The following is a 19,779-nucleotide window of genomic DNA, read 5'->3' on the forward strand; positions in this document are numbered from 1 at the left end:
GCCGTCGGACATCGCCGAAGAGACGCCCGACCTACCGTGTGGTGGCGCGGATCTTCAGACCGACAGGTACAACTGCGGCACGTGTGGAACGATATGCTACGGGGGGGGGGAGGGAGACTATGAGTCGGGCGGCTGTGTCAATGGTGTTTGTGGTCCAAGCTGGTTCGGGGTGGAGTGGCTCGAGCCGACCCCGCTGACGTGTGATGACGTCTGCGCGGACACGGGCCAGTCGTGTCACGCCAACGCTTGCTCTGAGCTCACGGGGCTCGTGTGTGAGTCGGTCTTCGGCCAACCCTGCACGACAATGGTAAGCGGTGATGTTCCGCTGCTCGACTTTGCAGGACCTTGTGGCGACCCCATCCCCTGGCCGCCCGAGGTGTACTACGACGGCATTCGAATCGCCTTCTGCTGTTGCGATGAAAAATGAGGTCGCATGAAACGCCCCGGGGGTGGTGCGGGAGGCTGGATCCCGCCGAGACCTCAGCAGCTGCGCCGCTCGAGCGCCCACGCACGCTGCTCGAGCGCGAACCCGACCGCCTCGGTAAACCGCGCCCACGGGTTGGACGCCGCGGCCTGGCTGGCGGCGAGCCGACTGGCGAGCGCGGCGGCCAGCGGGTTGCCGCCGGCCTGCTCCGGGGCCGCGACGCGAACGGGCTGCGGCCTCGCGCCGCGCTCGGGCTCGTTGTACATGCGCAGCGAGGCGCAATTGAGATCCTCGTCAACGACCACGATCGCCCCACCATAGAGCGGCTCGGCGGTGATCTTGTCGACGACCCAGCCGCCCGTGTTGAACACGACGACCGGATGGGCGAACCCCCGCATCGCGCGGCGGCGCTCGAAGGGTTTGTGGGTATGACCAAACACCACGGTGAGGTGCTCGGGCACTCGATCATGCCGCCGCTCGTGCCGGATCTGCCGATTTAGCGGACCAGTAATATAGTCGTCGAGGCCCTTGGCCGTGGCCTCGCTCAGCGGGTCCATGACGTGGCCGCGCTCGTGCGAGAACGCGGACTCGAACAGGGTCTTCACGAAGCTCTTGATCGCAAACTGCTCGAGCGCGTCGGGGAACATCGGGCGGCCCCAGTGCTTGACGACCCCCTTGGCCACCCGCTCGCTCAGCTTGTCAATGCCGCCGGGGCTCGCGGCCATCTCGTAGACTCGCTGCACGCCGTCACCCGCGGCGCCCGACCGGCCCATGGTCGACCAGAAGAAGTCGACCCACGCGAAGTTCTCCTGTTGGATGTCCTCGATCGTGGCGGCGGCCGGCTGCTCGGGAAACAGGAAGGTCCGCAGCGCGCTCATGGCCATGTAGATCGGCTCGACGTAGTGACCGTGGGTGATCACGACCGTGCGCGTGCGGTCGGGCGTGACCAGGCCATAGTTGGGATAGACCAGCTCGACGTCGAGGTCTGCCAGGCACGGGTGACGGCGGGCGAGCGACTCGAGCAGCACGGATCGCGGCCAGCCGATCCCATCGTCGACCGCGTACAGGCGCGTGACCGACCAGGCGGGTCCGAGCGGCTGACCCACGGGCACGGTGCGCAGGAAGTCGACGTAGTATTGCTCGCGCGCGGCCTCCCACAGGTGGTGATCATGGTTGCCGGGCAGCAGCAGGACCTTGCGCGAGAACAGGTCTTGCTCACCGCCAGGAAACAGCGCGAGCAAGAACCGCTCGAAGCTCATCGCCGCCTCGTGGGTGTGGGCGAGCGCGAGCTCGAGCACGTCGCCGGCCAGCACCAACGTCGGCTTGTCGGGCTGCCCGGCCTGCGGCGCGAGCAGGTCGCGGATGCACGCGATCAGGGTGTCGAGGACCGGGCTGAGCTCACCGTAGAGGGGCTGACCGTTGGCGTCGAGCTGCGTCAGCAAGCTCGTCTCGGCGCCGAGGTGGAGGTCGGACAGGCACAGGTGAGTGATCGTCGCCACGACCACGAGCGTAGCAACGGTCAACGAAATCCGACACGGCGAACGTCGCTCAGTCCGATGCGCGACCCGGAGCGGATCCCGAGCTTGTGGTGCGAACGGCGTGGAGCGCCCGCCAGTCGTGGCGCTGCATCAGGGCGTCGCCGACCGCCATCCCAAATCGCAGGTAGCCCAGCCGCGTCATGTGCAGATAGTCGTTCTTGCCCAGCCCCGCCGCGACCCAGGCGAGCTTCGAGTTCTTGCCGCCAAACACCGCCAGCGTGTCCAAGAACGCGCAGCCATACTCGGGCGCGAGCCGCTGCTGAACCTCGCGGATCTTGCCCAGCCGCGGGCGCGGGCGCAGCTCGCCCTCGACGAGGTGGGGGTAGTCGCCGGGCCCGATCATGAGGCAGCCGGCGTCGGGCAAGGCCCGACGAAACCGCTCGAGCGAGGCGCGGTAGTGTTGCTCGTATTGAGCGATCGGCACGTCGACGTCGACGGACTCGTTGTTGCCGTACGCGAGCACGTAGAGCACCGGGTCGCGCTCGCGCAGGTGCGACGACCACAGCGGCTCGTCCCACTTGGCCTGATCCTCGGACTTGGCCCCGTTGACGCCGAGCGTGTCGAGCACGACGCCCGGCGTCTCGGTCTCGGCGACGACCCCGAGCAGCCGGACCTTGCCGTCGCCGTGCAGCTGGATCCGCAGGGTGTGGGCGCTGCCGAGCTCGAGCTCGACCCGGCGATGACCCACGCCGACCGTGGGCGCGGCGGTGTGGATGTCGTCGAGGGTCTTGCCGTCGAGCAGCAGCGTGAATGAGCCGCCGCGTGGCTGCTCGAGGTAGTGCAGCTCATAGAACGCGAGCTTGGTCGCCGACGGCGAGCCCGGGGCCGGCTGGACCTGCGTCCACGCGCGGCTGGACTCGGCGCTCATCGCCTGGCCCATCAGGCCGAAGTAGTCGGTCGGCGCCCGGTCACCCAGACGAAAGCTGTTTTGCTTGGTCCAGTGCTTCGAGCTCTCGAACACGATCTCTTGGTGGCGAGACCACTTGTTGGGCGGCGCGGCGGCGACGATGCCGGGCCCGCCGTCGCCGAACCGGATTTGCAGGTACGCGCGCAGGTAGCCCGTCCACATGTCCGTGGCCACGCCCGAGGCCCCGTACACCGCCACCCGCACCGGACCCGCGCGCGCGCCCGCGTCGAGCTCGGCGAGCGCGGCCTCGAACCGAGCGAGGGGGTCGGCGTTTTGTGGCTCGAGCAGCGGGACGAAGAAGCCGGGGAGGCCGTCGGGCGGGTGCGGTTGGTTGGCGCCCGGCAGCGGGCCCGCAGGCAGCGGCGGGAGATCGGGCAGCAGCGGCTCGGCAGCACGGAGCAAGCGACGCTGGGCGAGATCGCGGGCGGCCCGGATCTGATCGTCGAGCACCGCGTGCGCGGGCAGGGGCGGGAGCGCGGGCGCGGGTGGCTCGGCCGCGATTGGCTCTTCGGGCTCGCTGGGAGGCGCCTCGGACGGGCTGTTGGCCTGCTCTAGAATGTTCTCGGTCGCGCGACAACCACACGCGCTCGCGGTCAACGCGAAGACCGCTGCGAATCCAGCGACGAGACCCGAGCACCTGCTCATTCCCATATGAGATAGCACGCTGGCGCCGAGATCGACATTGACAGGAGATCGTAGCTGAGGGATCTCCACGGGGTCGTGTACCGACACTCATCACTGTGCGGCGGCATGCGAGATTCTCACGCACGTCGTGCGAGGTCGGTGAGGGTCGTGTGCTCGCTGTTGGGTTTGAACCTGCTCGCGTGCTCGCCGTCGCCCTCGCGGGGGGCCGATCCGGCCAGCCAGGGGTTGGCGCCAGATCGTCAGGCAGATCGTCAGGCAGATCGTCAGGCCGTCGCCGACACGGCTGTGACCACCGCGCCCGAGCCCGCGCCCGAGGCGGTCGCGCCCGCCGAGCCACCCCCACCTAGCTACGAGCCGCGCGAACAGGACCTCGTCACCCCCCACCAGCCGCTCGAGAACCCCGAGGCGATCGCGGGCTTCCTCGACGCGCTCGCGGCGATCGATCAGGGCGAGCAGCGGGTGGTTCGTGTCATCCACATGGGCGCCTCCATGATCGGCTCCGACGATCTTCCCGCGGTCATGCGCGAGCGGTTCCAGACCCGGTTTGGCGACGGCGGGGCCGGCCTGGTGCTGATGTCCCGCTACTCGGACAACTACATGCACCGGTGGGTCAAGCTCGAGGCCGAGGGCTGGCACCACTGCTACATCGCCTACAAGTGCCTGCCCGACGGTCACTATGGACTCGGCGGGACCGCCTTTTGGGCCTCGCAGGGGGCGTCCACCACGGTCTCCACCCGCAAGAAGACGCTCGGCAGCGAGGCCGCGCGGATCGAGCTGTGGTACCTCGCGCGGCCGGGTGGGGGGCGCGTCGAGATCACGGTCGACGACGGCGAGCCGCAGCTCGTCGACACCCGGGCCGAGGTCATGGAGGACCGGTTCCACAGCATCGAGGTCGAGCGTGGGCCCCACCGGGTCAAGGTCCGGACGGCCGGTCACGGGACCTCGCGGCTCTACGGTGTGATGCTCGAGACCGACGGCCCCGGCGTGGTCTGGGATCAGTTCAGCAAGCTCGGTGTGTTCACCAAGCGGGTGCTCGAGTGGGACGCCGAGCACCTCGCGGGGCAGATCCGGCACCGCGATCCGGAGCTGATCGTGTTCACCTACGGCGGCAATGATCTGCGCCGCGTCGCCAACGGCAAGCTCGACCAGGCCCAGTATGTCAAGGAGTACGGCGCCGTCATCCAGCACGTGCGCCGGGGCAAGCCCGATGCCTCGTGCCTGATCACGGCGATCACGGATCGCGGCCGATCCCTGACCTTCGAGATCTTGCCCGAGCACGTCGAGGTCATCGTCGAGGGCCAGCGGCAGGTCGCGCTCGAGAACGGCTGCGCGTTCTTCAACACCTACGCCGCGATGGGCGGCGGCGGGAGCCTCAAGCGGTGGAAGCACGCCAGCCCGCCGCTGGCCGCGGAGGATCTCAAGCACCTCAACCACCGCGGCCGCGTGCGCGTGGGCGGGTGGCTGTACGACGCGCTGATCACCGCGTACGTGGAGCGGCGCACGCAGCTCGCGGCGGCCCCCAGCGAGCCCGGGAATCAACCCTAGCGGCTCGTTCGTCGGGCTCCGGACGCTCGTTCCTGGACCCATGCGGGCTTCACACCCACCCGCCTCGCGGTGATCACCGGGGGGATCGACACGGGTTTGACGCGGCGCTAGGGTTCCACTCGGTCCGGCCCCCGCTGCGCGCATGCTGTTCCCGACCTTCGACTTCCTGCTGTTCGTGATCCCGGCGCTGCTGGGGTTTTGGCTGCTGGCGGAGCGACCGATCGCGCGCACGGCCTGGCTGCTGATCGCCAGCTACTTCTTCTACATGGCTGGTCCCAAGACCGAGCCACCGCCAGCGCCCGCGTACTTCGCTGGGCTGCTGTTGTTCTCGACCGTGCTCGACTTCGTGTGCGGCAAGCGGATCCACGAGCTCGCGCCCGACCTCGACAGTGACGATCAGGCCCGGGCTGCTCGGGCCAGGCGGCGGCGCAAGGGTTGGTTGTTGGCCAGCTTGGTCGGCAACCTCGGGCTGCTCGGCTACTTCAAGTACGTCAATTTTTTCCTGCAGGCGTTCGCCGACATGGCGGGGGTCGTCGACGTCGACATCACGCCCCTGCACCTCGACGTGATCTTGCCGCTGGGCATCAGCTTCTACACGTTCCAGAGCCTCAGCTACACGCTGGACGTCCACGGCGGGCGGCTCGAGCCGGAGTCTTCGTTCCCCCGGTTTGCGCTGTTCGTGGTGTTCTTTCCGCAGCTGGTCGCCGGCCCGATCGTGCGCGCCGCGGACCTGCTGCCGCAGCTGCGCGCGGGGCCGCGGTTCTCGGTCGCGCACATCGAGCAGGGCGCGTTTCGGATCTGCAAGGGCCTGGCGAAGAAGGTCGTGCTCGGCGACTGGATCGCCGTGCACCTGACCGACGCGATCTTCGACGCGCCAGGCGCCTACACCTCGGCCGAGCTGATGCTCGCGCTGTACGCCTACACCCTGCAGATCTACGCGGACTTCTCCGGCTACACGGACATCGCGATTGGCACCGGTCGGCTGCTGGGCTTCGAGCTGCCCGAGAACTTCGATCGGCCGTATCAGTCGCTGGACATCGCCGAGTACTGGCGCCGCTGGCACATGACGCTGTCGGGCTGGCTGCGCAACTACGTGTTCTTTCCGGTGATCATGCGGCTCGGCTCGCGCGGCGGCTACGTGGCGGTGTGGCTCACGATGTTCTTGGTCGGCATGTGGCACGGGGCCAGCTGGAACTTCGTGATCTACGCCAACCTCCACGCCGCGGCGGTGGTGTTCAACCGCTGGAACCGGACCCGCGAGCGCGACCAGCCGCGCTGGCGCCGATGGCTCACGCTGCAGTTCAGCGCGGTGGTGTTCGCGGTGATCATGGCGGCGTTCATGCACTACGTGCTGGCGCTGCCGTGGGACCAGGCGGGGGTCGTTGGGGCGCTGATGGGGCTCGTGTTCGGGCTGATCTGCGCGCTGCCGCTGCCCGGCGAGGGCGGCAAGCTGATGACCGTCGTGCACGTGGTCTTGACCTTCCACCTGCTGGTGTTCTCACGCATTTTCTTCCGCGCGCAGGGGCTGGGCAATGCCCGTACGATCGTCGCTGGGTTGGCCGACTTCGATCTCAGCCACGGCATCCGTCCCGGCCTGGTCGGGCCGTGGGTCGGCGCCGCGCTGATCGGCGGGCTGGCGCTGCACTTCACGCCCAAGAAGTGGGTCGACGAGCACCTCCTGGGGGTGTTCCGCAAGACCCCGGGCTGGGTGCTCGGCGTCGTGTTCGTGGCCTTCGCCTACGGCCTGATGGAGCTGATGTCGGGCAGCCCGCGGGCGTTCATCTACTTCCAGTTCTGAGCAGGTTGGGAGATCATGACCACCACCACCACGAGCACCGAGCCACCCGCCGACGAGGTCGTGACGACCTCGCTGCGTTGGTCCACGCTCGGGCGCGTGGGGCCGGCGCTGGTGGTGATCACCGCCGCTGTGATCGCGGTGTTCAGCGTGCCCGCGCTCGCGCCTTACCGGCCGTGGAAACCGGGCGACCCGGTGCCGTTTTGGAACTTGCTCGGCCGTCCGTTCGAGGGCGACGAGAGCCGCGACGCCGAGCAGCGCCATGAAGAGGCCGCCGAGTTCGCCCGCGAGGCGCTCGCCGAGGAGACCCCGGTCCCGGTCGCGCGGCCCAAGCCGGTCATCGTCGAGCCAGGCGACGGCGACGGCCCGCCGCCCTATGTCCGGCAGCCCGGCGACGACAAGCCCGCCAAGCAGCCGCTCGAGCTGTTCACCGGTCACGAGCTCGACCCGTTCTTCGCCCAGCTCGCGCGCTCGGACGCGTCGATCGACGGCGCGATCACCCACGTCGTGCACTGGGGTGACTCGGCGATCGGCCTCGACGGGATCACGGGCGCGATCCGGCAGCGCATGCAGGCCCGATTTGGCGACAGCGGCCACGGGTTTCACCTGATGGCGCCGCCCAACACCTCGTACCGCCACGACGCCGTCAAGTTCTCCCACAACGACGGCTGGGAGCAGTGCTTCATCATTCAGAACTGCAAGAAGGACGGCCGCTACGGGCTCGGCGGCGCCACCTTCTGGTCGTACGGCGGGGCCGAGAGCGTGTTCGCGCCGCACCCCGAGCGCAGCGCGGGCGCGGTCACGGGCTTCGACGTCTGGTACCTGGCCCAGCCCCGCGGCGGCAACCTGTGGATGCGCGTCGACAAGGAGGACCCGGTCGTCGTCGACACCGAGTCCGAGCAGGTCGAGGATCGCTGGCATCACTTCGAGCTCGAGGACGGGCCCCACGAGCTGCGCGTGCGGGCCAACCCGGGCGGCCAGACCCGGGTCTACGGGGTCACGCTCGAGCGTGACGTGCCCGGCGTCACCTGGGACGGCCTCGCGCTGGTCGGCGCGTTCACCCGGCGGCTGGGCAACTATGACGAGCAGCACCTGCGCGAGCAGCTCGAGCATCGCCAGGCCGACCTCGCGGTGTTCATGTTCGGCGGCAACGACATGATCCGCGAGTCGCTGACCCAGGATCAGTACGAGGGCGAGTACCGAGAGATCCTGCAGCTGGTCAAGCGGGCCAAGCCCGACATTGGCTGCCTGGTGATGGCGCCCCTCGATCATGGTGATCGCCAGGGGGTGCGGATTGTGTCGAAGCCGATCGTGCCGATGCTCGTGGACGCCCAGCGCGCCGCCGCCAAGGCCGAGGGCTGCGCGTTCTTTGACACTTATTTGGCGATGGGCGGCGAGGGCTCGGCCGGTCGCTGGTATCGGCAAGAGCCGCGCTTGATCGGCGGCGATCTTGGCCACGCGACCATGAAGGGCCACGTGGTCATTGGCGAGCTGTTCTATCGTGCGTTGCTGAGCGCGTACGTGGACTACCGAGAGCGAGAGGGATGACATGCAGCGCCACGACATCAACCCACGCGTGCTGTTCGGCGGGTTCCTACTGGCTGCCCAGAGCTTCCCGCAGCGTCCGGCGATCGAGGTCGACGGCGAGGCGGTGACCTACGCGCAGCTGCGCGAGCAGGTGTTGGCGATCGCGGTCGGGCTGACCCGGCACCGCAGCGGCGAGGGGCCGCCGCTCACGGCCGCGCTGGTGCATCGCAGCGTGGCTGGGTTCGCGGGGATCTTGGGCGCGCTGTGTTCGGGGCACGGGTATGTGCCGATGCTGCCCAGCTTGCCGCCCGCGCGGATCGTCTTGATGTTGCACCGCTCCGGCGCCCGCAGCCTGGTCGTGGACGCGGCGGGCCAGCGCGTGCTCGACGAGGTGCTCGACGGGGTCGAGCATCCGCTGCTGGTGGTGCTGACCGAGGGCGAGGCTGACGAGCAGCTGCGCGCTCGGCATCCCCGCCATCGCTTGATTGGGCGCGACGAGCTGAGCCGTGGCGGCGCCGACGACTGGACGCCGCCTGCGGTCGGCGACGATGACGTTGCCTATCTGCTGTTCACCTCGGGCAGCACGGGTGAGCCCAAGGGGGTCATGGTCGCGCACCGCAACATCGCGCGGTTTCTGGACGTCGTCGTGAGTCGCTACTCGCTGCGCGAGACCGATCGGTTCTCGCACCTGTTCGAGATCACCTTTGATCTGTCGCTGTTCGACATGTTCGCGGCCTGGAAGGTCGGCGGGTGCCTGTGCGTGCCCAACATGAAGCAGCGGCTGCTGCCCAATCAGTACGTGTTGGACTCGCAGCTGTCGGTGTGGTTCTCGGTGCCCTCGGCGGCGCTGTTGATGAAGCAGATGCGCGCGCTGACTCCGGGCGTGTTTGCGAACCTGCGGCTGGTGTTGTTCTGCGGTGAGGCGCTGCCGGTTGGTCTGGCGCAGGCGTTCGCCGAGGCCGCGCCCGACGCGGTGCTCGAGAACATTTATGGGCCGACCGAGCTGACCTTGGCTTGTACCCACTATCGCTGGAGTGCGAGCTCGCCGGCCGAGTGTGAGAACGAGGTCGTGCCGATCGGGGATCCGTTTGACGGCATGACGGTCAAGGTCGTCGACGAGGAGCTGAGCGAGGTCGCCGCTGGTGAGACTGGCGAGCTGTTGATGAGCGGGCCGCAGCGGGCGCTGGGGTACTGGAATGATCCCGAGCGGACGGCGGCGGCGTTCATGATCCCGCCGGGGGAGACGGAGCTGTTCTATCGGACGGGTGATCGCGTGCGGCGGCCGCTTTGGGGGGCGCCGATGACCTTTCTTGGGCGCGTTGATTCGCAGATCAAGCTCAACGGGTATCGGGTCGAGCTTGGTGAGATTGAGGCGATCATGCAGCGCGAGGCGGGGGTCGACGCCGCGGTCGCGCTGGGGTGGCCGAAGACGCCAGCTGGGGCGAGCGGGGTGGTCGGGTTTGTGGTCGGGGTCGAGCAGGGGGACATGGATGGGGTGATCGATCGGATGCAGGAGCAGCTGCCGCGGTATATGGTGCCGCGGGAGATTCGGGTGCTGGAGGGGTTTCCGTTGAATCAGAATGGGAAGATTGATCGTAAGGCGCTGCTGGGGGTGCTGGAGGGGGAGGATGGTGATTGATCGAAGGGGGCGTGGTTGTGATGGTGCGTTGAGAGCCGGAGGTGCAGGAGGGTTTCGGGTTCGTTCGCGGGGGTCCGCGTTTGCGATGGGGCGACGCGCACGGGCTGGATGAGGTCCCAGCCCGAAGATTGGCTGAAGATCGTTGGCCTATTCCTTGGGGATCAGCGATGACTTCGGGACGGCTTGTGCTCCGCTGTGGCTTTCCGCCGCGCCAGAACGTTCGGGCTGGGACCTCATCCGGCCTTTTGTGCGCTCCACGTTTGGCCAAAGTCGTCTCCGCTGCGGACACAGGGGCGGTAATTCCGTAGCGAGACGCTGCTGTTTGTGGACGATACCGCGGATAAATCTGTGCGTAGCGTCGAGAAGCGTGGGTGGCGGGATCGGGTTTGAGCTACTCGGCCACACCGTTCCCGCTCTCAAAGTCCCCGCAACCGCAACTTTGGCGGAACGCCCGAGCCAGGCGTGGTCTCCATGAACGCGCGGAAGTCAGTCGTGAACGTGGGGATATCCAGGCCCGCATGGATCTCCCCGGGAGCAGAGATTAGCGCGCTCTCTAGCTTCGCAAGCGCCCGCGCTGCGATCCGCCGGCTGGCGGCGTGCTGGCCGGTGCGGGCCTTGAGTGCCGCCGCCGCGCACTGGATCAGGCCCTGCAACAACGCGTGCGTGGCGGTGCCTCGTGGGGCCTGCCGCCACAGCGACTCCCACGACTCGTGGGCCTCCCAGTAGTATCCGCAATTGTACAGATCGATCCCCCAGCGATACTCGACCTGCGATCGCAAGCGCTCCGGGTCGCCGTCCCACGTGGACGCCAACGACTCGGCTGGACGCTCCCCGCGCCCCGGCACGTATGCCTGGACAGGCAGCTCGCGCTCGGGGCAGTAGCGGGGGACGCTCAGCCGTCACTCCGGCTACTGCGGATCGATCTGGGTGAAGAAGCTGACGTCGTCGCGCCGGGCTTCGTGGATCTCGCCGTCGGACGCGACGTAGCGGACGGCGTCAAACTCGGCCTCGGGGTCGCCGTTGGGCATCCGCGCGGTCACCCAGACCGACACATCGTCGCTGAGGGTGTCCAGCATCGCGGGCTCGCGGGCGATGACTTCGCCGTCGAGGATGAAGTCGACCCGGGCGTTGCCCGAGGGCACGCGCTCGGGGTCGAGCCGCTCGAGCGCGGTGAACCATGAGGTCGACCCGCTCGGGTACATGCCGAAGCGCATGACCGGCTCGGGATCGACGATGATCGGGCTGCCCTGCGCGGTGAAGGTCTGGATCCGCGACCACACCTTGGCCCAGGTCCACGGCGAGACCCAGCGCTTGTTGCAGTAGCTCATGTAGTCGATCGTGGTGTCGCCCGGGTACATCTTGAAGTCCCGGATCCCGAAGCCCGTGTTGAGCGTGCGCCCCTCGGGGTGATCGGGGTAGCTGGGATCGTTGCCCGCCGAGGGGTTGCCCATGTCGTCGCACTCGACGTGGTTGAGGCCCTGGTTGTGGCCGATCTCGTGGACGATGCTGGTCGCGGTGATCCCCATGCTGTTGTTGACCCACACGTCGGCGTTGAAGTTGGCGTTGATCAGCGCGCAACCCATGGTCCCCGAGGACGCGCCAGTGTCGACCAGGCCCACGTAATAGACGTTGGAGGGCGCGCCGGCCTGACTCCAGATCTGGCTCATGGTCTGCAGCATCGAGCACACGTCGAACTGGGCGCCGTTGGGGCGGACGTCGTCGATCACGGTGTTGAGCTGCTGGATCGGCTCGGTCTGGTAGATCTCGTTGTTGATGATCTCCATCTTGGCGGCGTCGCCGACATCGGGGTTCGTCCCGTTGTAGGTGAACGGCACGTAGACCACGTTCATCTGCATCGGGATGTTCTCGAACCCGATCAGCTCCGGGCCGCTCGCGGGCGAGACGGTGACGTGCTCTTCCATGGCCTCGCCGCCGGGCTCGACCTCCCACAGCGAGACCTGGAACTTGACGGCCGGATCGGTGTAGCCCTCGGCCTCCGGCAGCGCGAACCACAGGCCGCCCTCGAGGTACTTGTCCGAGGTGTCGGTCACGATGGTCTTTTGAGCCTTGAACTCGACGACCTCGCCGCCGGGGAGGGTGATCTCGAGTCGCGCCTCGATGTCACGCTCGACCCAACCCTCGTCGATCTCGTGGTAGACGCGGATCAGGGTGTCGCGGCCCGAGGCCAAGCGACCGATGCGCCCGCCGCCGTCGACCCACTGATCGCCCTCGGCGATGAACACGTTGATGCCATGGTTGGCGGAGACCCCGGTGATCGTGATGCCCCGCGCAGGCACCGGGACGAACGGCTCGGCGTCGTCGTCACCGTCGCCGCTGCCGCCCTCTGTGGAGTCGACGCCAGACAGGCCAGTGTCGGCGCCCGGACCGGTGTCGTCGGGACCGCAGGCAGACGCCAAGAAGATCAATGTGGAGAGGCAGACGACGCGACGCATGACAGACCGAACATAGCGGTCAAAGGTCTCGCTCACAACGCTGATGGCCGATCCTCGCCATCAGCGCCGCGACGAATGCTCACAAACTAACTGTAGCCACAGATTTAGGTAAGTCAGGCCAATCGAAAATCTGGCGCCAATGCGGGGGCCGGTCGCGCGAGATGCGTGCCGATCTGCGTGCCAATCTGCGTGCCAGGAGACGCGCCCCAAGGTGTATGCCGGGGTGCAACCTGATACGGTTCGCGCGAGAGGACACCCCGTGGCTGTCACCCGAGAAACACTGTTGGCATTTCTGAGCAAGAAGACCCGCGCCGATCTGAGCAAGATCGAGGACGGCGCGGAGCTGTTCTCCAGCGGCGTCGTCGACTCGTTCGTGATGGTCGATCTCATGATGTGGCTGGAGAAGCAGACCGGCGCGCGGCTCAACCCGGCGGACGTCAACCTCGACAACTTTGACAGCGTGCAGCGGATCTTGGCCTACGCGGCCTCCCGCGCGCGATAACAGGCAGCTTTGAGCGGCAAGCCAGGCATCGTCGTCCTTGGGAGCCCGCGATCGGGCACCACGTTGTTGCGCCGGTTGCTCGACGCCCACCCGAACATCGCGTGCCCGCCCGAGACCTACCTGCTCAGCGCGGCCGCGCGCTTCCTGCATGCTGACCAGTTCGCGGCGGGGCTGCGGATCGGTGTGCTCGATGGGCTGTCGTTCGCCGGCTTCGAGGAGGCCGAGGTGCTCGCCCGGCTGCGCGGGCTGACCTTCGGGTTCTTGCGCGACTACGCCGAGCGGGTCGGCAAGCCACGCTGGGCCGAGAAGACCGCGTTTGATGCGTTTCATCTGGCCGAGATCCGCCGGTTGTGCGAGGGCCACGTCAAGTTCATCTGCATCCAGCGGCACGGGCTCGACGTCGCGGTCTCGCTGCGTGACCTGGTCGACAAGACCGGCGGCTACGTGCAGGAGCTGCACGACTACGTGCGCCGCTACCCCGAGCCGCTCGAGGCGATGGCGCGGGCGTGGATCGACACCGCGACGGCGATCGCCGAGCTCGCCGACTCCAGCGAGGACGCGATCAGCCTGCGCTACGAGGATCTGAGCGCCGATCCGGCCGCGCAAATGCAGCGGGTGTTCGAGTTCCTCGACGAGCCGTGGGACGACGAGCTGGTCGGCCGCGCGCTGGCCGGTACCGGTCAGGTTGGATTTGGGGACTGGAAGACCTACGCGCGCAGCTCGGTCGATCGCTCGAGCGTCGATCGCTGGCGGTCGCTCCCCGAACCGGTGCAGGTCAAGCTCGCGCAGATCTGCAACCCGACGCTCGAGCGGCTTGGCTATGCGCGGATCGAGTCTGACGACGACGAAGACGACGCCGACGCGGCCCGACGCCGCTACGAGTTTGGCCTGCTGCTCAATCGCATGAAAAATGAGGACAGCTAGGCCATCGCCGCGATCACGAGCTGGACCGACAGCCCGACATTGACGAGGAGCCCGATCGTGAACGCCAGGGTGCGCCACGGCTGCATGCCGGCCAGATACGAGAAGGTGTGCAGCCAGCGGGAGACGGCGAAGGTGACGAAGTAGGCGAGCGCGCCGGACTTGGTGCCCCCGGTGGTGAGGTAGAGCAGCCCGAGGATGGCGAACAGCGGGATGTTCTCGAGCGCGTTGCGGTGGGCGGCCTTGGCCCGCTCGACCGAAGGCGCGTCGGCCTCCGCGATGTTGCCCTTGAACGCCTTGGCGTCCTCGGCGTTCACGAACGCCTTGGCCTTGCCGCGTCGCACGGCGATCAGCGTGACCAAGAACCACACGTTGAAGGCGAGCGCCGCGACGCAGAGCAGGTAGATGTTGAAGGCGTCGTTATCCATCGTGAACCTGCCAGACATTAACACGAACGCCGGTGATTTTGGCTATGCTCGAGGTGGAGGAATCCGTGGCCGCCGACACCATCATCAGCCGATTGTTCGAACAGGCGCGCAAGCGCCCAACCGCACCTGCGTACTACCAGCGTCAGGCCGGTGGCTGGCAGCCCACCAACTTTCGGGACTATGTCGGTGAGGTCAAGCAGGCCGCGCGAGCGTTGATCGCCCTGGGCTTTGGCCCCGGTCACAACGTGGGCGTGCTCGGCTTCAACCGACCCGAGTGGTCGACGATGGTGCTCGCGGGACAGGCCGCAGGTGGGGCGGCGGCCGGGATCTACACGACCTCGTCGGCGGCCGAGGTTCGCTACGTGGTCGACCACGCGCAGGCCCAGATCGTGCTGGTCGAGGACGAGACGCAGTGGGCCAAGCTGCTCGCCGAGCGCGCGGGCCTGCCCACGCTGCGCCACGTGGTGCTCATGAAGGGCGCGAAGCCGATCGAGGACGAGCTGGTCCTGAGCTGGGAGCAATTCCTGGCCAAGGGCGACGCGATCTCCGACCGGGAGGTCGACGACCGGGTCGCGGCGCTGCAGCCCGAGCAGCTCGCCACGCTGATCTACACCTCGGGCACGACCGGGCCGCCCAAGGGGGTGATGCTCTCGCATCACAACATCGCGTGGACCGCCAAGGTCGCCGTCGACCTGATCGCGGCCAACAATCACGACACCGCGCTGTCGTATCTGCCGCTCGCCCACATCGCCGAGCAGACCTTCACGATCTACGTGCCCGCGAGCACTGGTTCGGCGATCTACTACGCCGAGTCGCTCGAGAAGGTGGCCGACAACCTCAAAGAGGTGCAGCCCACCGTGTTCTTTGGGGTCCCGCGGATCTGGGAAAAATTCCACGCGGGGATCTCGGCCAAGCTCGCGCAGGCGACCGGGATCAAGGCCAAGCTGGTCGCGTGGGCGATGGCGCAGGGCGAGAAGGCGGCGCAGCTGCGTGCCAACGGCCGGCAGCCGACCGGGCTCGGCTACGCGATCGCCAACAAGCTGATCTTCTCCAAGCTCAAGCCCGCGGTCGGGCTCGGCGGCGCGCGGGTGTGCGTGAGCGGGGCCGCGCCGATCGGTCGCGAGGTGCTGGAGTTCTTCGCCAAGCTCGACATCATCGTGCTCGAGGTCTACGGCCAGAGCGAGGACAGCGGCCCGACCTCGTTCAACCAGCCCCAGCGGTTTCGGCTCGGCAGCGTGGGCCCGGCGGTGCCCGGCGTGGACGTGAAGATCGCCGACGACGGTGAGATCTTGGTTCGCGGGCCCAACGTGTTCTTGGGCTACTACGAGGACGAGGCCGCGACCAACGAGACGCTGATCGACGGCTGGCTGCACTCGGGTGACCTCGGCGAGCTGCGCGACGGGTTCCTGTACATCACCGGTCGCAAGAAAGAGATCATCATCACCGCGGGCGGCAAGAACATCGCGCCCAAGAACCTCGAGGCCGCGCTCAAACACCACCCGCTGATCAACGAGGCGGTCGTGATCGGTGACCGTCGCAAGTACCTCAGCGCGCTGTTGACCCTGGACCCCGATCAGGCATCGGCGTGGGCCAAGCAGCGGGGCGTGGCGGTCGAGGATCTACCAACCAGCGACGAGCTCCGCGCCGAGCTGCAGGCCCACGTCGACGAGCTGAACCAAGAGTTCGCGCGCGTCGAGCAGATCAAGAAGTTCACGGTGCTGCCCCGCAACCTGACCCAGGAGCAGGGCGAGCTCACGCCCACGCTCAAGGTCAGGCGCAAGCAGGTCCACGAGCACTTCGCCGCCGAGATCGAGGCGATGTACGCGGACTGATCCAGGGACTGGCTCACCCGCGCTGGCCGGCATGATCGGCGAGGTGCGCCTCCATGGTCTGAAACAGCTCGGCCCAGTCGTGGGTGAACGCCAGCGCCCCCAGCTCCAGGGCCCGCGCGCGGTTCTCTTCGCGGTGGTCCCCGCTGGCGAACACGATCACGGGCGCTCGAATGTCGTCCTTTCGCATGCCCAGCAGCAGCTGCTCACAGTACGAGGGCCCGCTCGGCTGCCACATGAAGCAGGTGATGATCAGGTCGTAGCGGCCGTGCCCCTGGCCAAGTCCGGGGCCGACGTTGACGCGGCGCAGCTCGTCGAGCGCCGCGTGTGGGGTGTCGACCAGATCGACGACGTGGGACAGCGCGACGCCCTTGGTGTTGTTCTCGGGGGTGGGATCGAGCCACAGGATCCGCTTGTTCTCGGTCAGCTTCTGAAGCACGACCTCGGGGCTCGCCGCGCTGCGAATCGCCTCGAGCCAGTGATCGAAGCCCACGTGGCCGTCGTGCTCGGTCGAGTAGGACAGGATCTCGAGGCCCTCGTTGTCGGCGTAGTGCCGCCTCGCGACCGCGGGCACATCGTTCATGACCGCAAAGTCGTGGCCGAGGTGCTCCCTGGCTCCTCGCAGCCCGAGCATCGCCAGCACCTCGGAGCGCAGCTCGTTGAAGTAGGCGTCGGTGAACGAGAAGCCCAGGAACAAGACCGAGTGGGTCGCAAACAGGGCGCGCAAGAACGCGAGGTAGCTGGGGTTCTGATACAGCCGCTTGCGATAGGCCCGGGTCGTGAACACCAGCGAGTCGCTGTCATCGAGCTTTCCGTGCAGCTTGATACACGGGGCTCGACCGCCGTCCCACCATCCCCGGTTGCGGTCGTTGAGGACCTGAGCGTAGACCTTGGGGCCGGGTAGCTCACCTTCAATGAGCTCGTCGAAATTGGTGGTCAACACCGCGCGAAACGGTACCTCCTCGAGGAAGGCCAGGCGGCGACGGACGGTCGCTGGAATGTCGTGCTCGCGCACGCGCATGTGGGCCTCGAGCTCTCGCATGAAGCGATCGCCGAGCGCGGCCTTGATCACCTCGGCGATGCCCTCGTAGTCGCGGCTGTGCTTGGTGTCGCTCTTTAGCCAGTTGGCGATCTCGAGTTTGTCGGGGTGGCCATCGTCGATCGAGTGGACCAGGTGCTCGAGCAGCTGACGCCAGCTCGGGACTGCAGGCGTGACCAAGCCCGCGCCGACGAACGCGACGCAGCGACCGGCGCGGATCGCCTCGCTCAGCTCTTTGGGGACGTCGAGTGGCTCGGTCACGCCCCCGAGCTTAGCGCGGCGCGCCTCGCCCGAGGATCGTGCAGGAATTTCGCGTGCAGGGTCAGCGCTGCGGCGGCGCGGCCTCGCGGATCAACGCCCCGCGCTGCTCGGTCTGGACCAACACGGCGAATTGCTCGACCCGGTCGAGCTCGTCGGTGGACAGCGAGGCATAGTCGAACGCGCCGCGCAGATCCGTGTAGCCGTCCTTGTAGAACTCCACGGCGCCGCCGTGCTTGCGCGCGTAGACCTTGACGTAGGCCCGCGCGATCGGCTTGCCGCCGGCCCGCTCGTGCACGCGCAGCTGCCCGAACTGCTCGATCACGCGGACCTGCAGCTCATGGGCGTAGTTGGCCTGCGAGCGGCGCAAGCCCGCGCCGAGCACCTCGATGATCGTGTTGGCGCCGCGAAATTCAGCCGGGAGCTCGAAGCGATGTTCAGTCCGATCCGGCGGCAGGGTGATCTGCTCGCTGTAGTTGGGCTGGACGATCGAGAACCGCTGCGACTGGTCCTTCATGAACGGCTGGCGCGAGAACAACAGCTCGATGTCCATGCGGTAGCAGCTGAGCGTGCACGACTGGAGGTTTTGGTAGCTCAGCGTGATCGTGCTGGCCTCGACGCGCAGATCCAAGCTGGCCTCGCTGGCGGCGAGCCGGGCCTGCTCTTGCTCGCGGCTGTCGGCGTCGATGACCTGCGCGGCGCTGCCCTGGGCCTCGTCGAGCACCGCGAGCAAGCTGGCGAAGCGCTTGCGCCAGCGGTCGACGGGGTGGTCGCGGTGGCGCTCGGCCAGCGCGCGGGCGTGGGCGAGGCCCTCGAGGTTGTCGCGATGCAGCGCCGCGTAGGCGACGACATAGTCCCATTGCAGTTGACCGGTGACGCGCTCGGGGTCGATGCGATCGAGCAGCGCCAGGCCCTGGCCCACGCGATCTTGCAGCAGCGTGTAGTAGGCGGCCACCAACAGCTGATCGTCGTCGGGCCTGGGCTGGTAGCTGAGCGCCTGGAGGAAGGTCTGGTACTGGGCCGCGAGCGCGGTGTTGAGGATCTTGCGCTGGGCCCCGAGCTGGTGCGCGCGCGCGTTGATCAGCGGCGCGTACTCGAGGTGCTGGGTCCAGCGCCGGGCGATCGGATCGGTGCGGACCAGCGGCGAGTCGATCGCCAGCCCGCAGCCACGCAAGAACGCGTCTTGATGGCGCAGGAACACGCCGATCGCCCCGACGTCGGCGTGGTGGATCGCGTACGACCACAATGGCTGCGCGTAGACATGCCGCCGGGTCAGCGTGGCCAGCACGGCCTCGAACACCCCGCGCTCCCGCATGCGCCAGGCGATCCGGCCCAGGTCCAGGCGCCCGAGGTTGTGCTCGTTCAAGTACGCCAGCAGCGTGGGGGTGTCGGCGTGCTGCGAGACGTGACTCCACGACAGGGTGTCGACCGTGCTGAGCCGATCGACGACCTCGAGGGTGCTGGGCGCGGCGAACACCGCGAGCTCACCGTGCTTGGCCACGTGCACGGGAAAGTGCGCGTAGCTGCCGGCCGCCGGGAAGTAGAACGCGTACTCGATCGACTGGGTGCCGTACGCTGGCAAGTGCACGTGCAGGTCCTGGGTCGCAAACCCGTTCGAGACCGGGACCGCGCCGCGGGGGATCTGGACCAGCAGCTCGAGCTTGTGGGGCGCCGAGCCAGGGTTGGTGAGCACGACCTGGCACTGATAGACGGTGTGGACCAGGAATTCGCCGTCGACGTACTTGTCGTGGCGCTCGTTGTCTTCGTAGCGGTAGCGATCGTCGGCGCGGAAGTAGTTTTGGCTGACGAGCAGGCCGAGCTGGCGAGGCTCGGGCTGGTCTGCGGGCTGGCTGGGCTGGCCGAGCCGGGCGATCTGTTCATGAAAGCTGATCAGCGGCGTGCTCGCGCGCAGCGTCATGCGTGCGCCGTCGAGCTCGGTGGCGGGGGCGGCCGGCTCGAAGGGGAGGTCGAGCAGGGCCAGCGCGCACATCATCTCGGCGAAATTGTGGGTGGCGCGGACCAATTGGCCCGACAAGAACGGGCGCTCGTCCCCGATCGCGAGGTGCTCGGCGTAGTCACGCCAAAACGCGTTGACCGGGATCAGCTCCGCGCCCTGATCGGCGATCGTGCGCCGGTAGTAGTTGTTCTCGGCCCACTCCTTGGTCTTGTCGACCACCCGGTACATGCGGCGGACCTGCTCGCGCGCCTCGAGATCGGCGCTGAGCGTGGCTTCGTCGAGTCGACCACCGCGACTGGCCGCTCGCTTGCGGCTGCGGGCCTTGGGCTGGGGGGCCGCGGCGGGCCCTCGGGTCCACCGGCTGCTACGGCC

The 19,779-nt window shown here is 67.7% G+C and carries 14 protein-coding genes; 7 read left to right on the plus strand and 7 right to left on the minus strand.

The features are described 5' to 3' along the window. Positions 1–480: 480 nt before the first annotated feature. Together ENSA7_RS19555 and ENSA7_RS19560 are read right to left on the minus strand one after the other, a co-directional pair. Complete coding sequence (locus ENSA7_RS19555; RefSeq protein ID WP_146157878.1) at positions 481–1,923, minus strand: metallophosphoesterase; 1,443 nt, start codon at positions 1,921–1,923, stop codon at positions 481–483. Between the two features lie 49 nt (positions 1,924–1,972). Continuing rightward, on the minus strand, positions 1,973–3,514 hold the full coding sequence (locus ENSA7_RS19560; protein ID WP_181233910.1) for a GDSL-type esterase/lipase family protein: 1,542 nt from the start codon (positions 3,512–3,514) through the stop codon (positions 1,973–1,975). Positions 3,515–3,661: 147 nt separating this feature from the next. Here ENSA7_RS19560 and ENSA7_RS19565 point away from each other — a divergent pair, with 147 nt between their 5' ends. The 4 genes from ENSA7_RS19565 to ENSA7_RS19580 all read left to right on the plus strand — a co-directional run bounded on the left by ENSA7_RS19565 (position 3,662) and on the right by ENSA7_RS19580 (position 10,020). Continuing rightward, complete coding sequence (locus ENSA7_RS19565) at positions 3,662–5,059, plus strand: GDSL-type esterase/lipase family protein (RefSeq protein WP_181233911.1); 1,398 nt, start codon at positions 3,662–3,664, stop codon at positions 5,057–5,059. A gap of 142 nt (positions 5,060–5,201) precedes the next feature. Then, positions 5,202–6,857, plus strand: coding sequence for an MBOAT family O-acyltransferase (locus ENSA7_RS19570; protein ID WP_106090829.1), 1,656 nt, complete (start codon positions 5,202–5,204; stop codon positions 6,855–6,857). Between the two features lie 15 nt (positions 6,858–6,872). Beyond that, positions 6,873–8,402: a GDSL-type esterase/lipase family protein gene (locus ENSA7_RS19575; protein ID WP_106090830.1), complete on the plus strand. Its 1,530-nt coding sequence runs from the start codon at positions 6,873–6,875 to the stop codon at positions 8,400–8,402. Between the two features lies 1 nt (position 8,403). Then, positions 8,404–10,020: an amino acid adenylation domain-containing protein gene (locus tag ENSA7_RS19580; RefSeq protein ID WP_106090831.1), complete on the plus strand. Its 1,617-nt coding sequence runs from the start codon at positions 8,404–8,406 to the stop codon at positions 10,018–10,020. A 416-nt stretch (positions 10,021–10,436) separates the two neighbouring features. Here ENSA7_RS19580 and ENSA7_RS19585 read toward each other — a convergent pair whose 3' ends face one another. Further along, positions 10,437–10,865: a DUF309 domain-containing protein gene (locus ENSA7_RS19585; RefSeq protein WP_181233912.1), complete on the minus strand. Its 429-nt coding sequence runs from the start codon at positions 10,863–10,865 to the stop codon at positions 10,437–10,439. A 63-nt stretch (positions 10,866–10,928) separates the two neighbouring features. Continuing rightward, positions 10,929–12,473 (minus strand): zinc-dependent metalloprotease family protein, encoded by a 1,545-nt coding sequence (locus ENSA7_RS19590; protein WP_146157881.1) that lies wholly within the window; start codon positions 12,471–12,473, stop codon positions 10,929–10,931. A gap of 259 nt (positions 12,474–12,732) precedes the next feature. Here ENSA7_RS19590 and ENSA7_RS19595 point away from each other — a divergent pair, with 259 nt between their 5' ends. Beyond that, positions 12,733–12,975: an acyl carrier protein gene (locus ENSA7_RS19595; protein ID WP_181233913.1), complete on the plus strand. Its 243-nt coding sequence runs from the start codon at positions 12,733–12,735 to the stop codon at positions 12,973–12,975. A 9-nt stretch (positions 12,976–12,984) separates the two neighbouring features. Beyond that, positions 12,985–13,899 (plus strand): sulfotransferase family protein, encoded by a 915-nt coding sequence (locus tag ENSA7_RS19600; protein ID WP_106090835.1) that lies wholly within the window; start codon positions 12,985–12,987, stop codon positions 13,897–13,899. Here ENSA7_RS19600 and ENSA7_RS19605 read toward each other — a convergent pair. Next, positions 13,896–14,324: an MAPEG family protein gene (locus ENSA7_RS19605; RefSeq protein WP_181233914.1), complete on the minus strand. Its 429-nt coding sequence runs from the start codon at positions 14,322–14,324 to the stop codon at positions 13,896–13,898. The genes ENSA7_RS19600 and ENSA7_RS19605 overlap by 4 nt on opposite strands. Positions 14,325–14,389: 65 nt before the next feature. Here ENSA7_RS19605 and ENSA7_RS19610 point away from each other — a divergent pair, with 65 nt between their 5' ends. Next, positions 14,390–16,156: an AMP-dependent synthetase/ligase gene (locus ENSA7_RS19610; RefSeq protein ID WP_106090845.1), complete on the plus strand. Its 1,767-nt coding sequence runs from the start codon at positions 14,390–14,392 to the stop codon at positions 16,154–16,156. A 13-nt stretch (positions 16,157–16,169) separates the two neighbouring features. On the opposite strand, the gene ENSA7_RS19615 is transcribed toward ENSA7_RS19610, so the two are convergent. After that, positions 16,170–17,453 carry an SIR2 family protein gene (locus ENSA7_RS19615; RefSeq protein WP_106090837.1) on the minus strand — a complete coding sequence of 428 codons (1,284 nt, stop codon included), beginning with the start codon at positions 17,451–17,453 and terminating at the stop codon, positions 16,170–16,172. Between the two features lie 61 nt (positions 17,454–17,514). Beyond that, a partial coding sequence (locus ENSA7_RS43900; protein WP_181233915.1) for a hypothetical protein occupies positions 17,515–19,779 on the minus strand: 2,265 nt, incomplete at its 5' end.

The organism is Enhygromyxa salina (genome assembly GCF_002994635.1).
Taxonomy (GTDB): Bacteria; Myxococcota_A; Polyangia; order Nannocystales; family Nannocystaceae; genus Plesiocystis; species Plesiocystis salina_B.

Bases quoted from the DNA above. Each gene is read 5' to 3' on its own strand.
- ENSA7_RS19560 (WP_181233910.1), bottom strand. From the start codon at position 3,514: ATGAGCAGGTGCTCGGGTCTCGTCGCTGGATTCGCAGCGGTCTTCGCG.
- ENSA7_RS19575 (WP_106090830.1), top strand. From the start codon at position 6,873: ATGACCACCACCACCACGAGCACCGAGCCACCCGCCGACGAGGTCGTG.
- ENSA7_RS19570 (WP_106090829.1), top strand. From the start codon at position 5,202: ATGCTGTTCCCGACCTTCGACTTCCTGCTGTTCGTGATCCCGGCGCTG.
- ENSA7_RS19590 (WP_146157881.1), bottom strand. From the start codon at position 12,473: ATGCGTCGCGTCGTCTGCCTCTCCACATTGATCTTCTTGGCGTCTGCC.
- ENSA7_RS19605 (WP_181233914.1), bottom strand. From the start codon at position 14,324: ATGGATAACGACGCCTTCAACATCTACCTGCTCTGCGTCGCGGCGCTC.
- ENSA7_RS19580 (WP_106090831.1), top strand. From the start codon at position 8,404: ATGCAGCGCCACGACATCAACCCACGCGTGCTGTTCGGCGGGTTCCTA.